Origin of the sequence: Micromonospora sp. NPDC049048 (genome assembly GCF_043197615.1) — a bacterium.
In the GTDB taxonomy this organism is placed as follows: Bacteria; Actinomycetota; Actinomycetes; order Mycobacteriales; family Micromonosporaceae; genus Micromonospora.
This window is the reverse complement of sequence record NZ_JBICTM010000002.1, coordinates 632,914-652,330: the sequence shown is the minus strand read 5'-3', so window position 1 is coordinate 652,330 and position 19,417 is coordinate 632,914. Positions and strand designations below refer to the sequence as shown.

Below are 19,417 nucleotides of genomic sequence, written 5' to 3'. Positions count from 1 at the left end.
CCACGGCAACAGCGGCTCTGTGCGTACCGGTGGTGCCTCCCGCCGCGGCGAACACCACGCCGAAGTCCGACGCGGTGCCGGTCGGACTGGCGGGGTTCTACGCGCAGCGTCCTGCGTGGGGACCCTGCCCCCGCCCGCCGGTGCCACCGAGGCGGTCACCGGATGCTTCGGCGTCCGCGCTTCCCCGTGTCGAGAGCGCGTCCCCGGTGGTGGAATGCACAACTGTGCGGGTGCCGTTGGACTACCGGCGGCCGGACGGTCCCCGGGAGACCGTCGAGCTCTCCCGGCGCCTGGCGAGCGATCAGCCGAGCCGGCTCGGCGTACTGGTCGAGGTACCCGGGGGGCCGGGCGGGCAGGGAATCTACGCGTCGGAGGACCCGGCGTACGAGGCGCTGTCGGCGCGGTACGACATCATCGGTTACAACCCGCGCGGCGTCGGGCGGTCGCAGCCTCTGCTCTGCGAGGGCACGAACGTGCAGTTGTACGGCAAGACCCGCTTCACCGACGCGCAGATGCGGGCGTACACCGAGGAGTTCCGCAGGCGTGATCAGCAATGCGAGCGCGCGGACGGTGCCCGGCGTCCCTACTTCACCACCGCCAACAACGCCCGAGATCTCGACATCGTCCGCGCGGTCCTGGGTGAGCGTCAGCTGAACCTGATGGGGAAGTCCTACGGCACGTACGTGACGGCCGTCTACGGCACGCTTTTTCCGAAGCGACTGAACCGCAACGTCCTGGACTCCGCGATCCACCCGCAATGGATATGGCGGGAGGCGTGGAAGCAGCAGGCGATCGCCCAACGCAGGACCGCCGACGCCTGGATGACGTGGGTGGCTGAGCGCAACGAAACCTACGGGCTGGGCACCACCCGGTCGCAGGTGCACGCCACGATCGAGCGGACCCGGGCAAAGCTGGAGGAGCACCCGATCGAGCAGGATTATTCCGTGTACGACGGCACCGCGTTCGACGGCCTCATCGGGGCCACCAACGAGGTTGGGTACTGGGACTTCTTCGCGGCGACGGCGAGCCGGCTGCGTCAGCAGGTCGAGACGCCCTCGGACGTGCCGGGTGACCTGGACCGGGCGTTGGATCTTCAGCAAGAGATCCAGGCCGACCCGCCGCCGACCAGCAACGGCGTCTGGGAGGCAGTCAACTGCGAGGCCGAATGGCCCGCCGACCTCGAGGTGTACTACGCGGACATGCGCTACTTCTCCGAGCACTTTCCCTACGGCTGGGGTGCTTCGGCGGTTTCTCCGCGTGAGTGCACCTTCGGCTCGGTGGAGCGTGTCGAGCCGCTGGTGAAGCTGCGGCGCAGCGGCTACCCGACGGGGCTGGTCGTGCAGGAGGAGTTCGACCCGCAAACGCCGTACGAGGGCGGTCGGGCGATGGCGGACCTGCTCGGGCACCGGCTCCTCAGCGTTCCCCGCGATGGCTACCACGTCGTCCACGGCACCAACGCCTGCGTCGACGCCGCCATCGACGACTACCTGCTGAACGGAAGGCTGCCGAAACGGGGAGCTGAGTGTGAGGGGACGCCGATCCCCGAGGTTCCAACGGATGGTTCGGTGCGGGTGGGCGAGGGCGACCGCCCGACCCTCGACGAGCAGACGAATCGCTTGTCCGGCCGGATCTCTCGTCCGCTCTAGGCATCATCCCGGTCGCCCCGTGGCGGCTCCATCGGAGCCCTCGCGCCAGTTCGTCGAATCAACGGATCTGGACGTTGGCGTGCAGCGGCGTGTGGGCCACGGACGTACCGACGTAGATCCGGACGTTGCCCCTGGGGGGCACCCAGCGGTCACCGGCCGCATCCCAGATCGACGACGCCACGACGGCCACAGCGACGGGCCCGGGAGGACAACGGGAGACGACTACTGACTCCAGCGTGACCAGCTCACATCCCCATGCCGGCTCTTCGGAGAAGTCACTTTCCGGACCCGCAACACCCCAGCCTAGAACAACCCTCGCCGCAGCCTCTTGACACAGAGGGGCGCCATGTGCGGACGCTTGGGGGTCATCATGGTCAGATTCGCGGCGGGTCCGAGCGACCCCGAGGGTGAGCGCTCCCTGGTCTCCGGTGGCGGCGCCGACTGTGGGCATGCGGACGGAACGTCGTTGATCTTCGATGGTGCGCGGTGTGTGCTCCAGCGGATGGCAACCCGGGTGAACCGGTGCCAGCGCGGGTCACCGTGGCCGACCGCCGGTCGCATACCGGGATTTGTGTGCTCCGGGTGTGGTCCTGGGCTGGGAGAACACGGGTCCGGGTGACGCGGGTGAACGCAGGCCACTCCCTGCCACCCCAGGTGAACCCCCAGGTCGCTAGACTAGGCCCTCGCGCCCTCGTAGCTCAGGGGATAGAGCATCGGTTTCCTAAGACCGTCATCTATGCATGTCGGTAGGCCGACTGCCTGCGATTCAGCCGTTCATTACCTCTGTTTGTTGGTCGCATTGGATAGCTGCTGCGCTCCGTTGCTGGCGGTTACAGTAGCAAACCGGCCGCCTCTGTTGCTTTTTGTGTCAACTTTCTCGATTCTAAATCCTCGTCACGGCATTTTGCGACTTGACGTAGCGAGGATGCTGTCCGGGGAAGCACGTGCGATCCTCGCCCAACCCGCTCCTTTACGCCGCACGCCGAGTTACGCCTGGGCACCGGAGTCGGAAGTGGGCGCAAACGCGTTGCCAGGCTGATGCGCCAGGCCGGGCTGCAGGGCTTCTGCCGGCGCTGCCGTCAGGGCTGCAAGGTGCGCGAGTTGGACGCGTGAGTGGATGCCGAGCTTCCGGTAGACGCGGGTGAGGTTTGCTTCGACTGTTTTGACACTGATGGTGAGGGCGGTGGCGATGTCGCGGTTGGTCGCTCCGCTGGCGGCGAGCTCGACGCAGCGCTGTTCGGCGGAGGTGAGGCAGGGGAGCGTACTGCTGTGCGCGGGGACGGGCTCCAGTTGGTGGAGGGTGCGGGTGGCGGCTTCGATCCAGGGGTGTGCCTGGTGCGTGCTGAAGAGGTCGGCGGCGCTCTGCGCCGCGGTGCGGGCGCTGGCGCGTCGGCGTCCGCGTCGTTCGGTGTGGCTGAGGGCCAGGAGGGTTCGACCGTGTTCGATGGGCAGGTGGCGGAGGTGGTCGGCTGCTGCGGTGAGGAGGTCGGCGGCCGCATCGTAGTTGCCCAGGGTGGCTTCCAGGAGTGCCTGGGAGCGGTCGAGCACGGGGAGGACGCAGCTTCTATCTAGATCAGTCGCGGTGCGACGGGTATCGGTCAGCAGTTTGCGGGCTTGGTCGAGGTAGCCGAGGGAGATGAGGGCTTGGGCGAGGTCGGCGTGCCAGCGCAGGACGGACGGGTCGCGGACCTGCTGGCGCTTCTCAAGCGTACGGACCTCTTCCAGCGCCTCCAGGGCTTCTTTCGGACGCCCGGTGACCAGGAGAAGATGTCCGAGGACGAAGAGGTTTCGGGAGAGGAAGACTTTGTTGTCCTCCCGGCGGGAGGTGTCCGCCCCGCGGCGTGCGTGAGCGAGGGCGGAGTCGGTGCACGAGGCGGTGCCCTCGACCAGGGCGGAGGTGTAGCACGTTGGTGCGGGGTCCAAGGCGGCTCTGTCGGTAAGCGACAGGGCGCGGCCGGCGTAGTCGAGGGCCAGTCCGCACCGTCCGGCGCGGATCTCGACTTCGGCGAGGCTGCGCAGGACATCCACGGTGGCTTCGGCGTCTCCGGTCCGCTCGGCTTCGACGAGCAGAGGCAGCAGTGCGCTGCGGGCTTCGTCCAGACGGTCGTCGAAGATGGCGTGCCGGGCGGAGAGCTGTTCGGGCCTGGCGTTGACGGGGATGTGAGTGCTGCGTGGCAGGGACAGGGCGTGGCCGAGCGTGGTCTCGGCTTGGGGGCGGCCGAGGATGCGTTGGATGCGGGCCTGCATCGTGAGGGCCATGGCGGTGGTGGCGGTGTCGCCAGCGCTCCGGGCGAGGCTGGCGGCCCGGGCAGCCTGGGCGCACGCCCGGTCGGGATCGCCGTTGACGTTGGCCCAGATCGCCTGGCGGATGAGGATCTGCGCGGTCAGGTCCGGATGTCCGGCCGCTTCGTGAAGTGCGTCGGCGAACAGCTTGTCGCCGTTGTGCAGGTGCTGTCCGCCTGAGTCGATCAGGGAGATGAGGGCGTTGACGCGGTTGGCGGGGCTGCTGTCGTGGTGCAGGACGAGGCGGACGGCGGCCTGGCCGCGGGGCAGGTCGCCGTTGTGGGCGGCGTCGCGTACGGCGGTCAGCGCCCGTTCGGTGAGCAGGTCGGCGTCGGTCTCCGGGGTACGTTCGGCGGCGAGCAGGGAGAGCTCGGCCGCTAGTGCGGGTTCTCCGCGCAGCCGGGCGCGGGCGGCGGCGCGGTCGGCGCAGTCGGCCGACTGCGGGTCGTTGGTGTCGGCCGCCAGCGTGGTGTGACGGTCGCGGCGGATGCTGTCGCGGCTGGCTTCGGCCAGGCGGGCGTGCAGGAGCCTGCGTGTGGCGACCGGCGGTCGGGCCGCGAGTTCGGCACCGATCGCGGAGGCGGCGAACCGGATCTTCCCGTCGGCCGGCCCGATGTTGATCAGTCCGGCTGCCTCGGCCTCTGCGAGAAGGTTGTCGGCGGGCGGGCCGGCGAGGCGGCTCAGCAGTTCGCGGTCGGGCCGGTCGTCGAGTGCGGCGACCGTCAACAGTTCCTGAACTTCGGCCGACACAGTGCCCAGCCATTCGTTCACCAGTCGGCGGGCGGCCGGCGGCAGGACCAGGTCGTCTACGAGACCCTGAGCGGCCGGCAGGTCGGTGGCGCGGCTGCGGGCCCCGGCGAATGCGAGGGCTAGGGCCGGGTTCCCTCCGCTGCGGATGTGGGTCTGCGTGACCTCGTAGGGGGTTAGCCGGTACGGCGACAGCAGGGTTGCGACCTGATCGGGTGTCAGCGCCGGGATGCGTACCGCACAGGGGTCCTCGCCGCACCAGTGGCCTTCGCTCCCCGGGCGCCAGATTCGCTCTGCGGCTATGACGGGAAGGTCGGGAGCCAGGCGCAGTGCCCAACGCAAGACGGCCGCGCTGGCCGTATCCAGCCACTGGGCGTTGTCCACCACCAGTGTCAGAGGCGGGGTGTCCAGCAGCAGGGTGGCGGTCAACCGGCGCAGCCGTAGAGCGGTCCCGGCGGGATCGGCAGAGCCCGGCACTCCGACGGCCTTGTCGATTCCGGTCGCGAGTTCCCGCGCGGCCGGCAGCGGTTGGAGGGCCAGTGCGAGTTCGAGCAGTCCGGTGTAGGGGACCTGGGCGTCCTGTGGGCTCGGAGCCAGCCTTAGGACAGGCATGCCCAGCTGCTGCCCGAGTACACCGGCCGCAGCGGTCTTGCCGATCCCGGGCGGACCGAACAGCACCACCCGACGGGCGCCGCGCACGACGCCCGGTACCACCGGCAGCATGGTGCCGGTGGCCCCCTGATGCGCATTCACTGCCGTCGCAGAATCTGGCACCGGATCATAGTGCGCCCGACGGTCCTTCGCGCACCAGAGCAAGGGGTTGCCCTGATTTCGGCCAGCCTCCGCCGTTCCTAGTGTCATCGCCAAAGCCGAGCTGTCACCGGTTGCCGGAGATCCCATCAACACGGGCCCTGCTGCCACACCCCTCAACCCATCTCGGCGGGAGGATTGCGATGTATCGAAGAACTGCCATGGCGGCCGCTGTCGCGGTTGCGCTTACCCTGGGCACCGTGACCGGGGTGGCCACCCAGTCGACCGCAGCCACCCCGCCCCCTACACCCACGGTTGCGCAGAGCCCGCTGTCGCTGGCGATCTCTGCAGCCGACCGCGCTGCCGACGGCGGTCACGACGCGCTGGCGAAAGGCCCCTTCGAGCAGTACGACCGTCGCATGGTGATCCCGTGGGTGGACGGCCTGTTCTCCATTGCCTACGAGCGCACCTACCGGGGCCTGCCGGTGGTCGGCGGCGACGCCGCCGTACTCGCCGACGGCCGGGGCGCCATCCGGGCGATCTCGGCCGCCACCAAGACGAAGATCAACGTCTCCGTCGTGCCGACGGTCGCCGCCGACCGCGCCGAGCAGACCGCCAAGGGCCTGCTCACCAAGGTCGACCAGGTCGAGTCGCGCACCCTCGTGGTGCACGTCAAGGACAGCACCGCGCGACTCGCGTGGGAGGTCGTCGTCGCCGGGCGCACCGCCTCGGCGCCCAGCCACCTGCATGTCTTCGTGGACGCGCGCAACGGCCAGGTGCTGGCCAAGCAGGAGGACGCCGCGGCCGGTTCCGGCACCGGCAAGTGGAACGGGCCCAGCCCACTGTCGATCACCACGTCGCAGTCGGGCAGCACGTACTACCTGCGCGACACCACGCGCACCGGCCTGAACTGCCAGGACTACAGCACCAGCACCGTCTTCTCCGGCGCCGACGACAGCTGGGGCAACGGAGTGGGCACAAGCAAGGAGACCGGCTGCGTCGACGCGGTGTACTCGGCGCAGAAGGAATGGGACATGCTGTCGGCCTGGCTGGGCCGCAACGGGCACAACGGCAACGGCGGCAGCTGGCCGATCAAGGTCGGCCTGAACGAGCAGAACGCCTACTGGGACGGCTCGACGATCACGATCGGCAAGAACTCGGCAGGCAACTGGATCTCCTCGATGGATGTGGTGGGTCACGAGTTCGGCCACGGCATGGACCAGAACACCCCCGGCGGCACCAGCTCCGAAGCCGGCCTCGGCGAAGCCACCGGCGACATCTTCGGCGCCCTGACCGAGGCATACGCCAACCAGTCCAGCGCCTACGACGAACCCGACTACCTGGTCGGTGAGGAGATCGACCTCGTCGGCGACGGCCCGATCCGCAACATGTACAACCCCTCGCTGGTCGGCGGCCACCCGAACTGCTACTCCTCGTCGATCCCGAACACGGAGGTACACGCGGCCGCAGGTCCGCTCAACCACTGGTTCTACCTGCTCGCCGAGGGCAGCGCGCCGGGCGGCGGCAAGCCGAACAGCCCCATCTGCTCGGGCGGCCCGTCGTCGGTCACCGGCGTGGGCATCCAGTCCGCCGGAAAGATCTTCTACGGCGGCATGCTGCTGAAGACCTCCGGCATGACCCACAAGAAGTACCGCACCGCGACCCTGACCGCCGCGAAGAACCTGGACTCCTCGTGCGTCCTGTTCAACCGGACCAAGGACGCGTGGAACGCGGTCGCGGTCCCGGCCCAGACCGGCGACCCGACCTGCACCGGTTCCAGCACCGACTTCTCCGTCTCGGTCAGCCCCACCTCGGGCAGCGTCAACGCGGGCTCCTCGGTCACCGCGACGGTCAACACCGCGACCGTCTCCGGCAGCGCGCAGACCGTGTCGCTGACCTCCTCGGGTGCCCCGTCGGGGGTCACCGTGTCGTTCAGCCCGACGTCGGTGACGTCGGGCAACAGCTCCACGATGACGGTGGCGACCACCTCCAGTGCGGCTGCGGGCACGTACACCATCACCGTGACCGGCACCGGTTCGATCACCCACACCGCGCAGTACACGCTCACGGTCAACGGCGGCACCCCCGGTGGCACCGCGCCGGACATCGACGTCGCCAACGTGCAGGCGCACCTGACACAGCTCAGCACCATCGCCACCAACAACGGCGGCACCCGCCGCTCGACCGGCCAGGGCTACCTGCAGTCGGTGGCGTACGTCAAGGGCAAGCTGCAGGCCGCCGGCTTCACCGTCACCGAGCAGCCCTGCACCTCCGGCTGCACCAGCGGTGCAGGCCCGAACCTGATCGCCGAGTGGCCGGGCGGTAACGCGAGCAACGTCTACATGTTCGGCGCCCACCTGGACGGCGTCTCGGTCGGTCCGGGCATCAACGACAACGGCTCCGGCTCGGCGGCGCTGCTCGAGGTCGCCCTCGCGCTGGCCGCGCAGAACCCGACCATGCTGAACAAGGTCCGCTTCGGCTGGTGGACCGACGAGGAACAGGGCCTCAACGGCTCCAAGTTCTACGTCAACTCGCTGACCAGTACCCAGCGAACGGCGATCAAGGCCTACTACAACTTCGACATGATCGCGTCGAAGAACGGCGGCTACTTCATCAACAACATCACCTCGACCGCGTCGCAGCCGATGAAGGCGTACTGGGACTCCCTCAGCCTGCAGCCGGAGGAGAACGTCGAGGGCCAGGGCCGTTCCGACGACTACTCGTTCCAGAACGCGGGCATCCCGACCTCCGGTTACGCGATGGGCGCCAGCGCCACCAAGACGTCGGCCCAGGCGTCGAAGTGGGGCGGCACGGCCGGTCAGTCCTACGACTCCTGCTACCACTCCTCGTGCGACACCCTCAGCAACATCGACGCCACCGCGCTGAACCGGGCTGCCGACGGCATCGCCTACACGCTGTGGAACCGGGCGGTCGGCACCTCGACGCCGACCAACGACTTCTCGATCTCGGCCAGCCCCTCGTCGGGCACCGTGAACGCGGGGTCCAGCACCACGACCACCGTCGGCACCGCCACCACCTCGGGCAGCGCCCAGACGGTGACCCTGACCGCCAGCGGCGCCCCCACGGGCGTAACGGTCTCGTTCAGCCCGTCGTCGGTCACCTCCGGCAGCTCGTCGACCGCCACCATCGCGGTCGGCTCGTCGGTGGCCGGCGGCACCTACACCATCACCATCACCGGCACGGGGTCGGTGTCGCACAGCACCACGTACACGCTGACCGTGACCGGCGGACCGGGCGGCTGCACCGCCGCCCAGCTGATCCTCAACGGCGGGTTCGAAAGCGGCACCTCGCCGTGGACCGGCTCCACCGGCGCGATCGGCACCTCTATCGGGCAGGTGCCGCGCAGCGGCACCCGGTACGCGTGGCTCGGCGGATACGGCTACACCGCGACCGAGGCCATCAGCCAGACCGTCACCATCCCGTCGGGCTGCACCAGTGCGGTACTGACCTACTGGCTGCACATCGACACGAACGAGTACGGGGCGCTCGCCTACGACGTGTTCACGATCAAGGCCAACGGCACCACCGTGGCGTCGCTGTCCAACATGAACGCTGCCACGGGCTACACGCAGCGCACCGTCAACCTCGGCGCGTACGCCGGCCAGACGGTCACGCTGACCTTCACCGGCACCGAGGACGCCTACCTGCAGACCAGCTTCGTGCTGGACGACGTGACCCTGCAGATCGGCTGAGTTCAACGGCAGGGTGGGGCGCTCGCCCCACCCTGCCGCAGGTCCTGCGCCCCTGTTCCGCTGCCGGACCGGACCTTAGCCTGAATCCGTGGATTGGATTCTGGGTGCGTTGTCGGGTTGATCTAGCCGATTGGGGGTGTGATGGATCCGCTGGCCCTGGTCTCCGTAGAACGCCAAGTAACCCGGCTCCGCCTTGACCTGGCGAGAGGCGAAGTCCATCGCCTCCGGGCGCAGATCTGCCCAACCTCGCGGGAAGCGGCCGTACCGGTCGTAGAACCTCCGCAACAGCGCGAACCCGGCCGTATCTCGCCATGCTTGGACGCAACCAGGTCCAGCTCAGCAGGGACAAGGGTCCAGTGCTCGACCAGCTCGCCGATGCTCAGAGGAGATCGACTCACAGCGGTCAACCACCGTGGCAGCGATCAGGGACCGCGCAGACCCCCAAAAAGATCAACTATTTGGCCCCTGGTCGCAAGATCGGCGTGGTTGGTCGTGAAGGGCCCGTCGGCGTGTGACCAGGTCCAGCGAAGCCGTCGGTGGGTCAGCCACGCACTAGCCTGGCCGGCGAGGTCGCGGTGCCGGCGCTGGGTCCTGTTGGTGTCGCCGCCGTCGGTGGTGAAGGCGAGCAGGGCGTAGCCGCCGGGGATGCCGGCGTGGGGCTCGCCGGGGTGCCGGCTGCCGTCGACGGGGAGGTGCACGCTGGCCAGGGCCGGTGCGCCCTGTCCGGGCAGGGTTTGCAGCATGTGGACGCGGCCGTGGTCGACCAGGTGCCATCGGCCGTCCAGGGGCAGCCTGAGCACGGTGCGGGCGTGGGCGAACAGTTCGTAGGCGTCGACGGGGTCCTGCACGACGAGGGTGGTGGTCGCGGTCATCGTGGTCACCGGGCCCAGATCGCCAGGGCTGCGGTGGTGGCGGCGCCGGCGTACCCGGCGAGCAGCAGCGGCACGGCGCGGGAGATGGCGGTGTACTTGGCCCGTACGGCGCGGGAGAGCCACCACAACTCGCGGGCGCGTGCGAGGGGGGCGGTCTGGGCTCCCGGGTCGGTGTCGCCACCGACAACGCGGACCAGGACGTCCTGGGCGGTGTCGGTGTCGGCGTAGGCGACGAACCCGAAGTCCCCACCCCGAAATCCCGGTACGCGAAACCCGCGTCCGGCACCGGTGGGGCTACTGAACCGCCGAAAGCCCTTGCGGCAGGGCTGGCGCCGCGCGCCCTTTATGGGCATCACCGCACGCTCTTCCGCGCTCGTCGAAGAGGGCCGATGCCCACCGAACTCGCACATCGTGTCCGGGGTGTCTGTCGGTGACGGCGGCAGGCTGAGGTTGCCGTGCCCGTTGGGCCGGGAGTGGGGATGGCTGAAGTGTGTTCCGCCGTGATCGTGGCTGACGTTCGAGGTGCCAACCCCGCTCCTCCCGGTTTTCGACACAGGCGCCCTCTCTGCCAGGCCGGCACGCCATTCGCACCAGCTCCACGCCCAGGTCGCGTGCGATCCGCTAACGTCGAATCGCCGTGCGTCGGGGCGCCGCAACAGTCGGCTCGACGCAGGTCGATGCGAACGGAAAGGCGAGCCCATGATTGATCGCCAGGATCTTCAACAGGCCAGGGACGATCTCGGCCGTAAGCTCGCCGCCCTGCGTAGGTCGAGGGGACTCATTCAGGAAGCCCTCGCACGCCAGGTGCACACGACGCGCAGCACCCTGGGAATGGTCGAGCGGGGCCGGCAGGTCGTGGACCGGATCTTCTGGCTGCAGTGCGACACCCTGCTGGACGCCCAGGGCGAGCTACTCGCCGCCTACGACGCCTACCGACACCTCCAGTCCCGGTTCCAGGCACAGCAGGCCGAGGCGGCACAGCGGGCGCGGTGGGGAGCGGTACCCGAGGCGGTGATGGCAGCCGGCGAGGCCACAGGCGAAAGGTACGGCGAAGTCGGCGACAATCGACGCCCGCCGGACCGGTTCCACGGCGAGCGCCCGGAGGCGGGCCGCACCACACGAACCGGGCAGGTCTCAGTCGTCAACGCGGTAGCAGGCCGTGGCGAGGAAGCCGACCACGATGCCAGGTCGCGACTGCTGGCCGAGCTGCGCCGGCACCTGCTCGCACCTGCCGCACCGAAACAGCCGGTCGAGCCTCTCACGCTTTCGGAGGTCCGTCAGCGGGTGGCCCATCTCCATAGCCTTTACCAGCGTGGCAACTATGCCGAGGCGGTCCGGGCGTTGCCCGACACGTTCGAGCAGGCGAACCTGTTGACCCGGACCTGCACCGGCACGCAGCGCGCCCTGGCCGTCGGGTCGCTGGCGGCGGCGAATCTCGCCGCCGCCAAACTCACCGTGAAACTCGGCGATCCCAGCCTTGCCTGGGTGGCGGCGGACCGTGCCGCTCGTGTCGCCGCCGAGCAGGCCGAGGATGTTGCGCTCGTCGCTGCGGCGGCGTTCTCGGTGGGTACTGCGCTGCTGGCGATGCCGGACCGCGTCGGCGATGCCGAGGAGGTGGTGCTGGCCGCTCTCGATGGTGTGACGGACACGAGGGACTCCGCGTCGACGGGTCCGCGTGTCCTGTCGGCCCACGGGGCGTTGACTCTGCTCGCGGCGCTGATCGCCGCCCGGCAGGCCCAGCCCGCCGCTGTCGAGCGGCACCTCGACGACGCGAACGCCCTGGCCCGGCGGCTCGGCGCCGATCGTAACGACCTGTGGACCGGGTTCGGTCCGACGAACGTGATGATCCACCGCATCAGCATCGCCGCCCGAACGGACCAGCCTCAGCTGGCGATCCACCTTGGAGAACAGCTCGACACCTCGTCGCTGCCGGCGGCCCTGGTGAGCCGCCGCGCCCGGGTCCACCTCGACCTCGCCGCCGCCTACGCCTGCTCGCCCGGCAACGATCCCGCAGCCGTGCTGCACCTGCTCGAAGCCGAACGCATCGCGCCGCAGACGGTGCACGTGCACGGCCGGACGCGCCATCTGATCGGCGACCTGCTCACCCGTGAGCGGCGCGCCGTCACCCCCGGCCTGCGGGCACTCGCCGAACGCGCCGGAATCGCCGCGTGACGTCCGGATCCGCGAATGCCCGTCTGCTCTACCTGGTGGTCTGTGCCGCGCCACCGGCCCGCCGCATCGTCGAGCTGGTCGAGGCGGTGCGGCGCGACGGCTGGGATGTGTACGTCATCGCGACCGAAACCGCGCACACCTGGCTTCCCAACGATCGGCTGGCCGCCGTTACGGGCAGGCCCGTCAGCTACCGGCAGCGGCATCCTGACGAACCGAGCGTCCTGCCACGCGCCGATGCCGTCGCGGTCGTTCCGGCGACGTTCAACACCATCAACAAGTGGGCCACCGGCATCAACGACAGTCTGGCCCTCGGCATCCTCAACGAAGCTCTCGGCGCAGGCATGCCGATCATCGTCTCCCCGTACGTCAAACCCACCCTCGCCCGCCACCCCGCGTTCGACGCCCACCTGCGGCTCCTCGCCGACCACGGCGTACGCCTCACCGCCACCGAGGCGCTGCGACCAGCTCACGACGATCAGCCCTTCCGCTGGAACGTGATCCTCGACGAACTCCACAGGCTGTCCGCCCGCCTGTCGTAGTCGGCCCCCGAGAGGCGCTGGGGCCGGTCTGACCGTGTCGAAATCCCGTGTCGAGGGTGTTCGACACGGTCAGACCGGCGTTGAGTGGTGGACATGACCGCTCGGCGCCCGCCGCTCAGGGGTCCCCGGCACCGCCCAACCCGAGGGGAGTTGATCCGTGTGACCCTGTACCGCAGTTTCTCGCCGCTGCCGAGGAATCCGGGACCGCTGGTGGCCGGGACGGCTCGGACCTCACGTTGACTGCGGCTTGATCGAACCCGGGCCGCCTTGCGTCGCCTTGCCGGTTGGGCACCCGGTGAGTTCGGCCTGCGTCCTGCCCAGCAGGGGAACAGTCCTCGGGCGTCTGAGGCCGTGTTCGTCCTTGGCGGATAACGGAAAGTGCGGGCCGTCCGCAACGGCGGCGGTCCTGACGAACAGGAGAGTGACGCGCACATGAGCGTCGACACGATGAGCAGCGACGACCTCCGTGACGCGATGGTCGACCAGCTGGTCGCTGACCATGCGGCCAAGGGGCTGACGATGCGGCCCGAGGTCGAGGCGGCACTGCGGGTGGTTCCCCGCGAGCTGTACACGCCGGGTGTCCCGATGGAGGAGGCGTACCGCAGCGACACCGCGGTCGTCACCAAGCGGCTCGGTGATGAGACCGTCAGTTCGGTGTCCGCGCCGTGGCTGATCGCGGAGATGCTCGGGCAGGCGGCTGACGCCCTCACCGGTGGCCTGCACGGCCGGCACGTGCTGGAGATCGGATCGGGCGGCTACAACGCGTCGCTGCTGCGCGAGCTGGTCGGGCCGTCGGGTTCGGTCACGACCGTGGACATCGACCCGGAGGTGACCGAGCGGGCGGTGGCGTGTCTGGCGGTGGCAGGTTACGGCGATGTCAGCGTGGTGTGCGCGGACGCGGAGCAGCCGATCGACCTGGGGCGCTGCTACGACCTGATCATCGTGACGGCCGGGGCGTGGGACATCCCCGCGGCGTGGATCGCGCAGCTCGCCGAGGACGGCGTGCTGGTGGTGCCGCTACGGACGTTCGGGATGACCCGGTCGTGGGCGCTGCGCCGGGTCGGTGACCGGCTGGTCAGCCACAGCCAGCGCCTCTGCGGGTTCGTGGCGATGCGGGGCACCGGAGCCCACGAGATGCGGTATGTCGACATCGCCGCCGGTGTCCACCTGCGGCTGGATGAGGGCCAGCAGGTCGACCCGGAATCGGTCGGTGGGCTGCTGTCGCAGCCGCAGGAGCAGGCATGGGCAGGGGTGGGCCTGCCGCCTCGTAGCGTCCTGGCCGACCTGGACCTGTGGCTGGCGGCCCGCCTCGCCGATGAGGTCGACCAGTTCGTGGTGCTCTCGGCGCAGCAGGAGGCCGTCGACGCCGGCATCGTCGCCCCTGCCTGGCGGTTCGGTACGCCCGCCGCCCTGCACGAGGGGACGTTCTCCTACCGGTCGACGCTGCGCTGGACCGACGACACGTTCGACCTCGGCGCCTGCGCTCACGGGCCCGACGCCGCCGCGGCGGCGGGACGGATGGCCGGGCACATGCGCGCGTGGGTGGACGCTGGCGAGCCCTCTCCGGTGCTGCACGTCCTACCCGCAGGTACTCCCGACGGCGCCCTGCCGGCCGGGACGGTGCTGGACAAGCGACACAGTCGCCTCGTCCTCACCTTCACCTCCGCATAGGAAGGAACACGCGAGTGGAGACCATGGAACTCGAGGAGTTCGACCTGGACATCACCCTGGTGGACGCCGGCCCCGCTGCCAGCGGGTACGCCACCAGCACCGACGACGGCTGCGGCTCGGGCAACACGGGCTCGAACGCCTGTTCCGGCGGCAGCAAGTAACCGTCCCTGACGATCCACCCCGGGCCCGGCGTCTCCAGCGCCGGGCCCCCGTCTTCGAGGGTGCGTTCATGTTCCCCACGGCCGGTGCGGCGCTGATCAGAGTTGCCGCCTACCCCAGCGGTCTGACCCTGCCCGCGTGGCCCGACCTGACGACGGATCAGCCCGAGCAGTGGCGGCAGTGGCTGGCCGCAGTGTGGGCGCTGCCGGGATTCGCCACCGCCGTCGCCGCTGCCACACCCCAGTTGGCCGAACAGATCACCCGGACCGTGGCCAGTGCGCCGACCACCGACCGCCGGTTCGGGCGCATGGTCGACTCGACGGTCCGGTACCTGCTGAGGTGGACCACCCGGGCGACACCGTTCGGCACCTTCGCCGGGGTGGCTCCGGTCGAGTTCGGCGCCCGCGCATCGGTTCGGTGGGGCGAGGCGCATCAGGTGGTGACCCGCCCTGACGGGACGTTCGTCGCCGAGCACACCGGGCGCGCCGAGCAGGACCTGGCGGCGCTGCGCGACGTCGCGGTGGTGACGAACTCGGTGGGGTACCAGCGCGGCGAGGTGTGGGTGCTGCCCTGCCTGCGCGGCGACGGCGACCGCAGGTGGGACATAGAGATCCGTCTGACCAGGCCGGTGCGGGCGGCGATCCGCGCGGCGCGTTCCCCGGTCATGTTCGGTGACCTCGCCGCCCGGGTCGCCGGGCCGCTGCCCGCCGCTACCGGGGCGGCCGAACGGATGTTGGCGTCGCTCGTCCAGGCGGGTGTCCTGCTGTCGGCGCTGCGGCCGGCGACGACTGTCACCGACCCGGCCTCCCACCTGGCCCGTCACGTCCCGATGCCCGATCCCGGCGACCGGGTCGCGGTCGACCTGCGTGTCGACGCCTCGGTGACGCTGCCACCGGCGGTGCTCCACGAGGCGGCCCGTGCCGCGTCGACGCTGGTGGCGGTGGCAGCGCCCCTGCCGGGATGGGCGGAATACCACGGCGCGTTCATTCAGCGGTGGGGCCCGGGCGCGGCCGTGCCGTTACGCGACGTCCTGAACGTTCTGGGCTTTCCCGCCGGATACCGGGGTTCCACCCGGCGTGTACCTGCGGTGTTCACCGCCCGCGACCGGCTCCTCGCGCAGCTCGCCCAGCAGTCGGCGCTGAATGACTGTACGGAGGTGATCCTCGACGACGAGCTGACAGGCCGCCTACGAGGAGATGACGACCGGCCGCCGATCCCACACACCGAACTACGGTTCACCCTCGCCGCCGCGACCCCACAGGACCTGGACCGAGGCGCGTTCACGTTGACGGTGGTCAGCGGAGCCCGCCACGCCGGGGTCGCCGCCGGCCGGTTCCTGCACCTGCTTTCTCCCGCCGAGCTGGCGTCGTTCCAGCACGTCTACCGGAACCTGCCGACCGCCCTGCCCGGCGCGGACACGGTGCAACTGTCCGGCCCGCCGCTGGATGCCCGCTTGGCCGCGGTCGCCCGGACACCTGCGGTGCTGCCCGTCCTGCCCGTCGGCGACTTCCACCCGGACCCGCCGTGGACGCTCGCGGACCTCGCGGTGACCGGCGACGGCCAGCGGCTGTGGCTGGTGTCGCGGACCTCCGGGCGACCGGTCGAGCCGCTGCTGCTCAACAGCGTGCTGCTACCCGACCTCCAGCAGCCCCTGATGCGGTTCCTGACCGAGATCTGGACGGCGTGGACGGCTCCGTGCAGCCGATTCGACTGGGGGCACGCGCGTAGCCTGCCGTTCCTGCCACGCCTGCGACGCGGACGCAGCATCGTGCACCCCGCCCGCTGGACCATCGACCGGACCGCGCTCCCCGCCCGCACCCTGGCATGGTCCCACTGGCGCGACGCCTGGCAGCGATACCGTGAACAGCACCGGCTCCCGGACGAGGTCCTGGTCGGCGCCGACGACGTGCAGGTACGTCTGGACCTGAACGACAACACCCACCTGGCAGTGCTGCGCCGGCACGTCGACCGGCACGCCCGCACCACCCTCACCGAGGCTCCCGGCCCGGCCGGCTGGATCGGCGGCCGACCCGCCGAACTCCTCCTCACCCTCGCGCACACCCGTCCGGCCACCCACCCGAGCCGACCAGCGCGGGCCGTGACCGCACAACAGCATCGGCCCGGCCAGTCACCGTGGTTGGAGGCCCGCCTGTACGGCCGGGCCGACGACATCCTCACCGACCTCGCCCACCGGACCGGCAACCTCCCGGCGGCGGGCTGGTGGTTCCTCCGGTACCCGGACCCCGAGCCCCACCTGCGGCTACGCATCCCACTCCAGGACACCACCTTCGCTGCCACCGCCGCATGCCTCGCCGAATGGGCGCAACAACTGGAGCACAAACGCGTCCTGCACGACTACAGCCTGCGCACCTACCGGCCCGAGACCCGCCACGGCACCGGCCCCACCCTCACCGCCGCCGAAGCGGTCTTCGCCGCTGACTCCCGCGCCACCCTGCAGCGGCTGACCGGCGACCGCCAGGCCAGCACCGCCGCCACGATGATCGCCATCGCGGACGCCTTCACCGGCGACGGGCCGCGTTGGCTCGCCGAACACGTCCCCCACCACCGCGGCCCCCGACTCGAACCCGTCCAGCTCGACCTCGCCCGCACCCCCTACCGCGACGACGACCTGGACAAGGCACTGGCCACCTACCGGACACTGGCCCACGCCGACAACCTCGACCTCGACCAGGTACTGACCGACATTCTGCACCTGCACCACGCCCGCATGATCGGCGTCGACCCCGCCTCCGAACGGCACTGCCTCCGCCTGGCCCGCGCCGTCGCCCGCACCCGCCAGGCGACGCCGTGACCGCAGCACAGTCCCTCGCCGAAGGGGCGGCCGGCGTCGCCCTTCTACACCTGGAAACCGGCAACCGGCCCGCCGCCCACGCGGCACTGCGGGCCGCCACCGCCAACGGCGTCAGCATCGCCGCAGGCGCCAGCCTCTTCTACGGCGCACCCGCACTCGCCTTCGTCCTCGCCACCCCCAACCAACCCGGCCTCACCCGAGCACGATCGATCGCCGCCACCGGGACCGCCACGGTCACCCGCCGACGGCTGCACGCCGCCCACCGCCGCATCGACTCCCACCAGCGGCCCCACTACGCCGAGTACGACCTCATCCGCGGCCTGACCGGCCTCGGCGTCGCCCTGCACCGCCTCGGCGACCACGACCTGCTCCGCCAGGTACTCACCTACCTGGTCCGGCTCACCGAACCGGTCAACGACCTCCCCGGCTGGTGGTGCGCGAACGGACCCGACCGACACCAGCCACCACCACCAGGAGGCCACGCCAACCACGGGATCGCCCACGGCATCACCGGCCCACTCGCGCTACTCGCCCTCACCCACCGCGCCGGCATCACCGTCGACGGACACACCGAGGCGATCCTGCGGATATGCCGATGGCTGGACACCTGGCAGCAGCACACCGCCGACACCATCTGGTGGCCGCAGACCCTCACCCTCGACGACCTGCACCACGGCGCACCCGCACAACAACACCCACTACGCCCCTCCTGGTGCTACGGCACCCCCGGAATCGCCCGCGCCCAACAACTGGCCGCCCTCGCCCTGCACGACACCGCCCGGCAGCTCCTCGCCGAGACGGCGTTCACCACCTGCGTGAACGACCCCGCACAGATCCGCCGTCTCACCGACCGCAGCCTCTGCCACGGCACCGCCGGCCTCCTCGCCACCGGCCGGCGCATCGCCGCCGACGCACTCACCCCGACACCCCTCGCCCCACTGACCCGCCTCCACCTGCACGCCACCCCCGCCGCGGACGAACCCACCGGACTACTTGACGGCACAGCCGGTCACGCCCTGGCCGCAGCCTCCACAACCTCAACCTCGTGGGACGCCTGCCTCCTACTCAGCTGACGAAAGGCCCGCCATGAAGGAGACCCCCTGGCAACAGGTGAACATCACCTACCCTGGCCAGAGCCGCCACGAACGCGAACAACACGCGATACCCCACCTCCACCGCGTCCTACCCGCCGCCGAGACCGCCGGCCTCATCACCTCCTGGTGGTTCATCCGCAAAGGACCGTGGCGCATCCGCTACCTGCCCACCACGCCCGACACCGACCCCGGCCCGGTACACGACCTGCTCACCGGAACGCGCGCCTGGACCAGCGACATCTACGAACCCGAGATCCACGCCTTCGGCGGCCCCGACGCGATGGACACCGCACACACCCTGTTCCACCACGACAGCCGCCACCTCCTCACCTACCTTCACCATCAGCCGGCAGACCGACGGGAACGCTCCCTCATCCTGTGCACGGCACTCATGCGCGCCACCGGACTCGACCTCAACGAACAAGGCGACGTATGGGCGCGAGTCGCCCGACACCGCCTGGAACACCGCACCTGGCCCCCCGCCGCCGACCCCGCCACCTGGGAAGCCTTCACCGGCAAGGTCCGTCACCTGCAACTCGGCACCACCCGCACCACCAGCGACTGGCAGACCGCCTTCGAGAACGCCGGCACAGCCCTCCGCCACCTACGCGACACAGGAAAACTCACCCGTGGGCTACGCGCCGTGATCGCAGAGCACGTGATCTTCCACTGGAACCGGATCGGGATACCCGCCACAACCCAGGCCGTCCTCGCCCAAGCAGCCGCGGAAGCCATCTTCGGCCGTGCCCCCGTGCCGCCAGGCGAGCAGTGGCCACGCCCGGTCGAACCCGTACCACCATCTGCGGTACCGCCAACAGAGGTCGATGCGCCCAGTCGCGCGGCGCTTGCAAGTTCAAGACACAGCAGACTCCTCACAGAGGGGGCTAGTGCCCAATGGTCGTGAAGCGCTGGCGGGGCCGGACACATCGTCCGGCCCCAAGTAAAGTGCTGGTGCGTGA

General features: G+C 70.1%; 12 protein-coding genes and 1 pseudogene. 10 read left to right on the top strand and 3 right to left on the bottom strand.

The genetic code is table 11. The features are described 5' to 3' along the window. Nucleotides 1–230 precede the first annotated feature (230 nt). Entirely contained in the window at nt 231–1,646 is a 1,416-nt protein-coding gene (locus ACGFIG_RS08390; RefSeq protein WP_393000512.1) for an alpha/beta hydrolase, read from the top strand. 993 nt (nt 1,647–2,639) lie between these two features. Continuing rightward, complete coding sequence (locus tag ACGFIG_RS08385; RefSeq protein WP_223201434.1) at nt 2,640–2,759, top strand: IS3 family transposase; 120 nt, start codon at nt 2,640–2,642, stop codon at nt 2,757–2,759. Here the strand turns inward: ACGFIG_RS08385 and ACGFIG_RS08380 are convergent. Then, nucleotides 2,745–5,399, bottom strand: a pseudogene (locus ACGFIG_RS08380) (LuxR C-terminal-related transcriptional regulator); the annotation flags it as partial. The gene ACGFIG_RS08385 and the pseudogene ACGFIG_RS08380 overlap by 15 nt on opposite strands. A 287-nt stretch (nt 5,400–5,686) precedes the next feature. On the opposite strand from ACGFIG_RS08380, the gene ACGFIG_RS08375 reads away from it, so the two are divergent. Continuing rightward, nucleotides 5,687–9,139 carry a M28 family peptidase gene (locus ACGFIG_RS08375; RefSeq protein WP_393000510.1) on the top strand — a complete coding sequence of 1,151 codons (3,453 nt, stop codon included), beginning with the start codon at nt 5,687–5,689 and terminating at the stop codon, nt 9,137–9,139. 422 nt (nt 9,140–9,561) lie between these two features. On the opposite strand, the gene ACGFIG_RS08370 is transcribed toward ACGFIG_RS08375, so the two are convergent. Both ACGFIG_RS08370 and ACGFIG_RS08365 read right to left on the bottom strand, forming a co-directional pair. Then, nucleotides 9,562–10,011, bottom strand: a complete 450-nt coding sequence (locus ACGFIG_RS08370; RefSeq protein ID WP_124778772.1) for a hypothetical protein — start codon at nt 10,009–10,011, stop codon at nt 9,562–9,564. Between the two features lie 5 nt (nt 10,012–10,016). Then, entirely contained in the window at nt 10,017–10,364 is a 348-nt protein-coding gene (locus ACGFIG_RS08365) for a hypothetical protein (RefSeq protein ID WP_091113588.1), read from the bottom strand. Between the two features lie 346 nt (nt 10,365–10,710). Here ACGFIG_RS08365 and ACGFIG_RS08360 point away from each other — a divergent pair, with 346 nt between their 5' ends. The 7 genes from ACGFIG_RS08360 to ACGFIG_RS08330 all read left to right on the top strand — a co-directional run bounded on the left by ACGFIG_RS08360 (nt 10,711) and on the right by ACGFIG_RS08330 (nt 19,362). Continuing rightward, the gene (locus ACGFIG_RS08360) at nt 10,711–12,183 is read left to right on the top strand and encodes a helix-turn-helix transcriptional regulator (RefSeq protein WP_051611166.1); all 1,473 of its coding nucleotides are present in this window, start codon (nt 10,711–10,713) and stop codon (nt 12,181–12,183) included. Then, on the top strand, nt 12,180–12,722 hold the full coding sequence (locus ACGFIG_RS08355) for a flavoprotein (protein ID WP_046569670.1): 543 nt from the start codon (nt 12,180–12,182) through the stop codon (nt 12,720–12,722). Before ACGFIG_RS08360 ends, ACGFIG_RS08355 begins: the two co-directional genes overlap by 4 nt. Nucleotides 12,723–13,154: 432 nt before the next feature. Continuing rightward, nucleotides 13,155–14,393: a methyltransferase, FxLD system gene (gene fxlM / locus ACGFIG_RS08350; RefSeq protein ID WP_043330488.1), complete on the top strand. Its 1,239-nt coding sequence runs from the start codon at nt 13,155–13,157 to the stop codon at nt 14,391–14,393. 23 nt (nt 14,394–14,416) lie between these two features. After that, nucleotides 14,417–14,554: an FxLD family lanthipeptide gene (locus ACGFIG_RS08345; RefSeq protein WP_082159628.1), complete on the top strand. Its 138-nt coding sequence runs from the start codon at nt 14,417–14,419 to the stop codon at nt 14,552–14,554. A gap of 68 nt (nt 14,555–14,622) precedes the next feature. Then, the gene (locus ACGFIG_RS08340) at nt 14,623–17,364 is read left to right on the top strand and encodes a lantibiotic dehydratase (RefSeq protein ID WP_064448554.1); all 2,742 of its coding nucleotides are present in this window, start codon (nt 14,623–14,625) and stop codon (nt 17,362–17,364) included. Beyond that, complete coding sequence (locus ACGFIG_RS08335; RefSeq protein WP_043325490.1) at nt 17,361–18,437, top strand: lanthionine synthetase C family protein; 1,077 nt, start codon at nt 17,361–17,363, stop codon at nt 18,435–18,437. Before ACGFIG_RS08340 ends, ACGFIG_RS08335 begins: the two co-directional genes overlap by 4 nt. A 13-nt stretch (nt 18,438–18,450) precedes the next feature. Next, complete coding sequence (locus ACGFIG_RS08330) at nt 18,451–19,362, top strand: thiopeptide-type bacteriocin biosynthesis protein (RefSeq protein WP_069089169.1); 912 nt, start codon at nt 18,451–18,453, stop codon at nt 19,360–19,362. Nucleotides 19,363–19,417 lie beyond the last annotated feature (55 nt).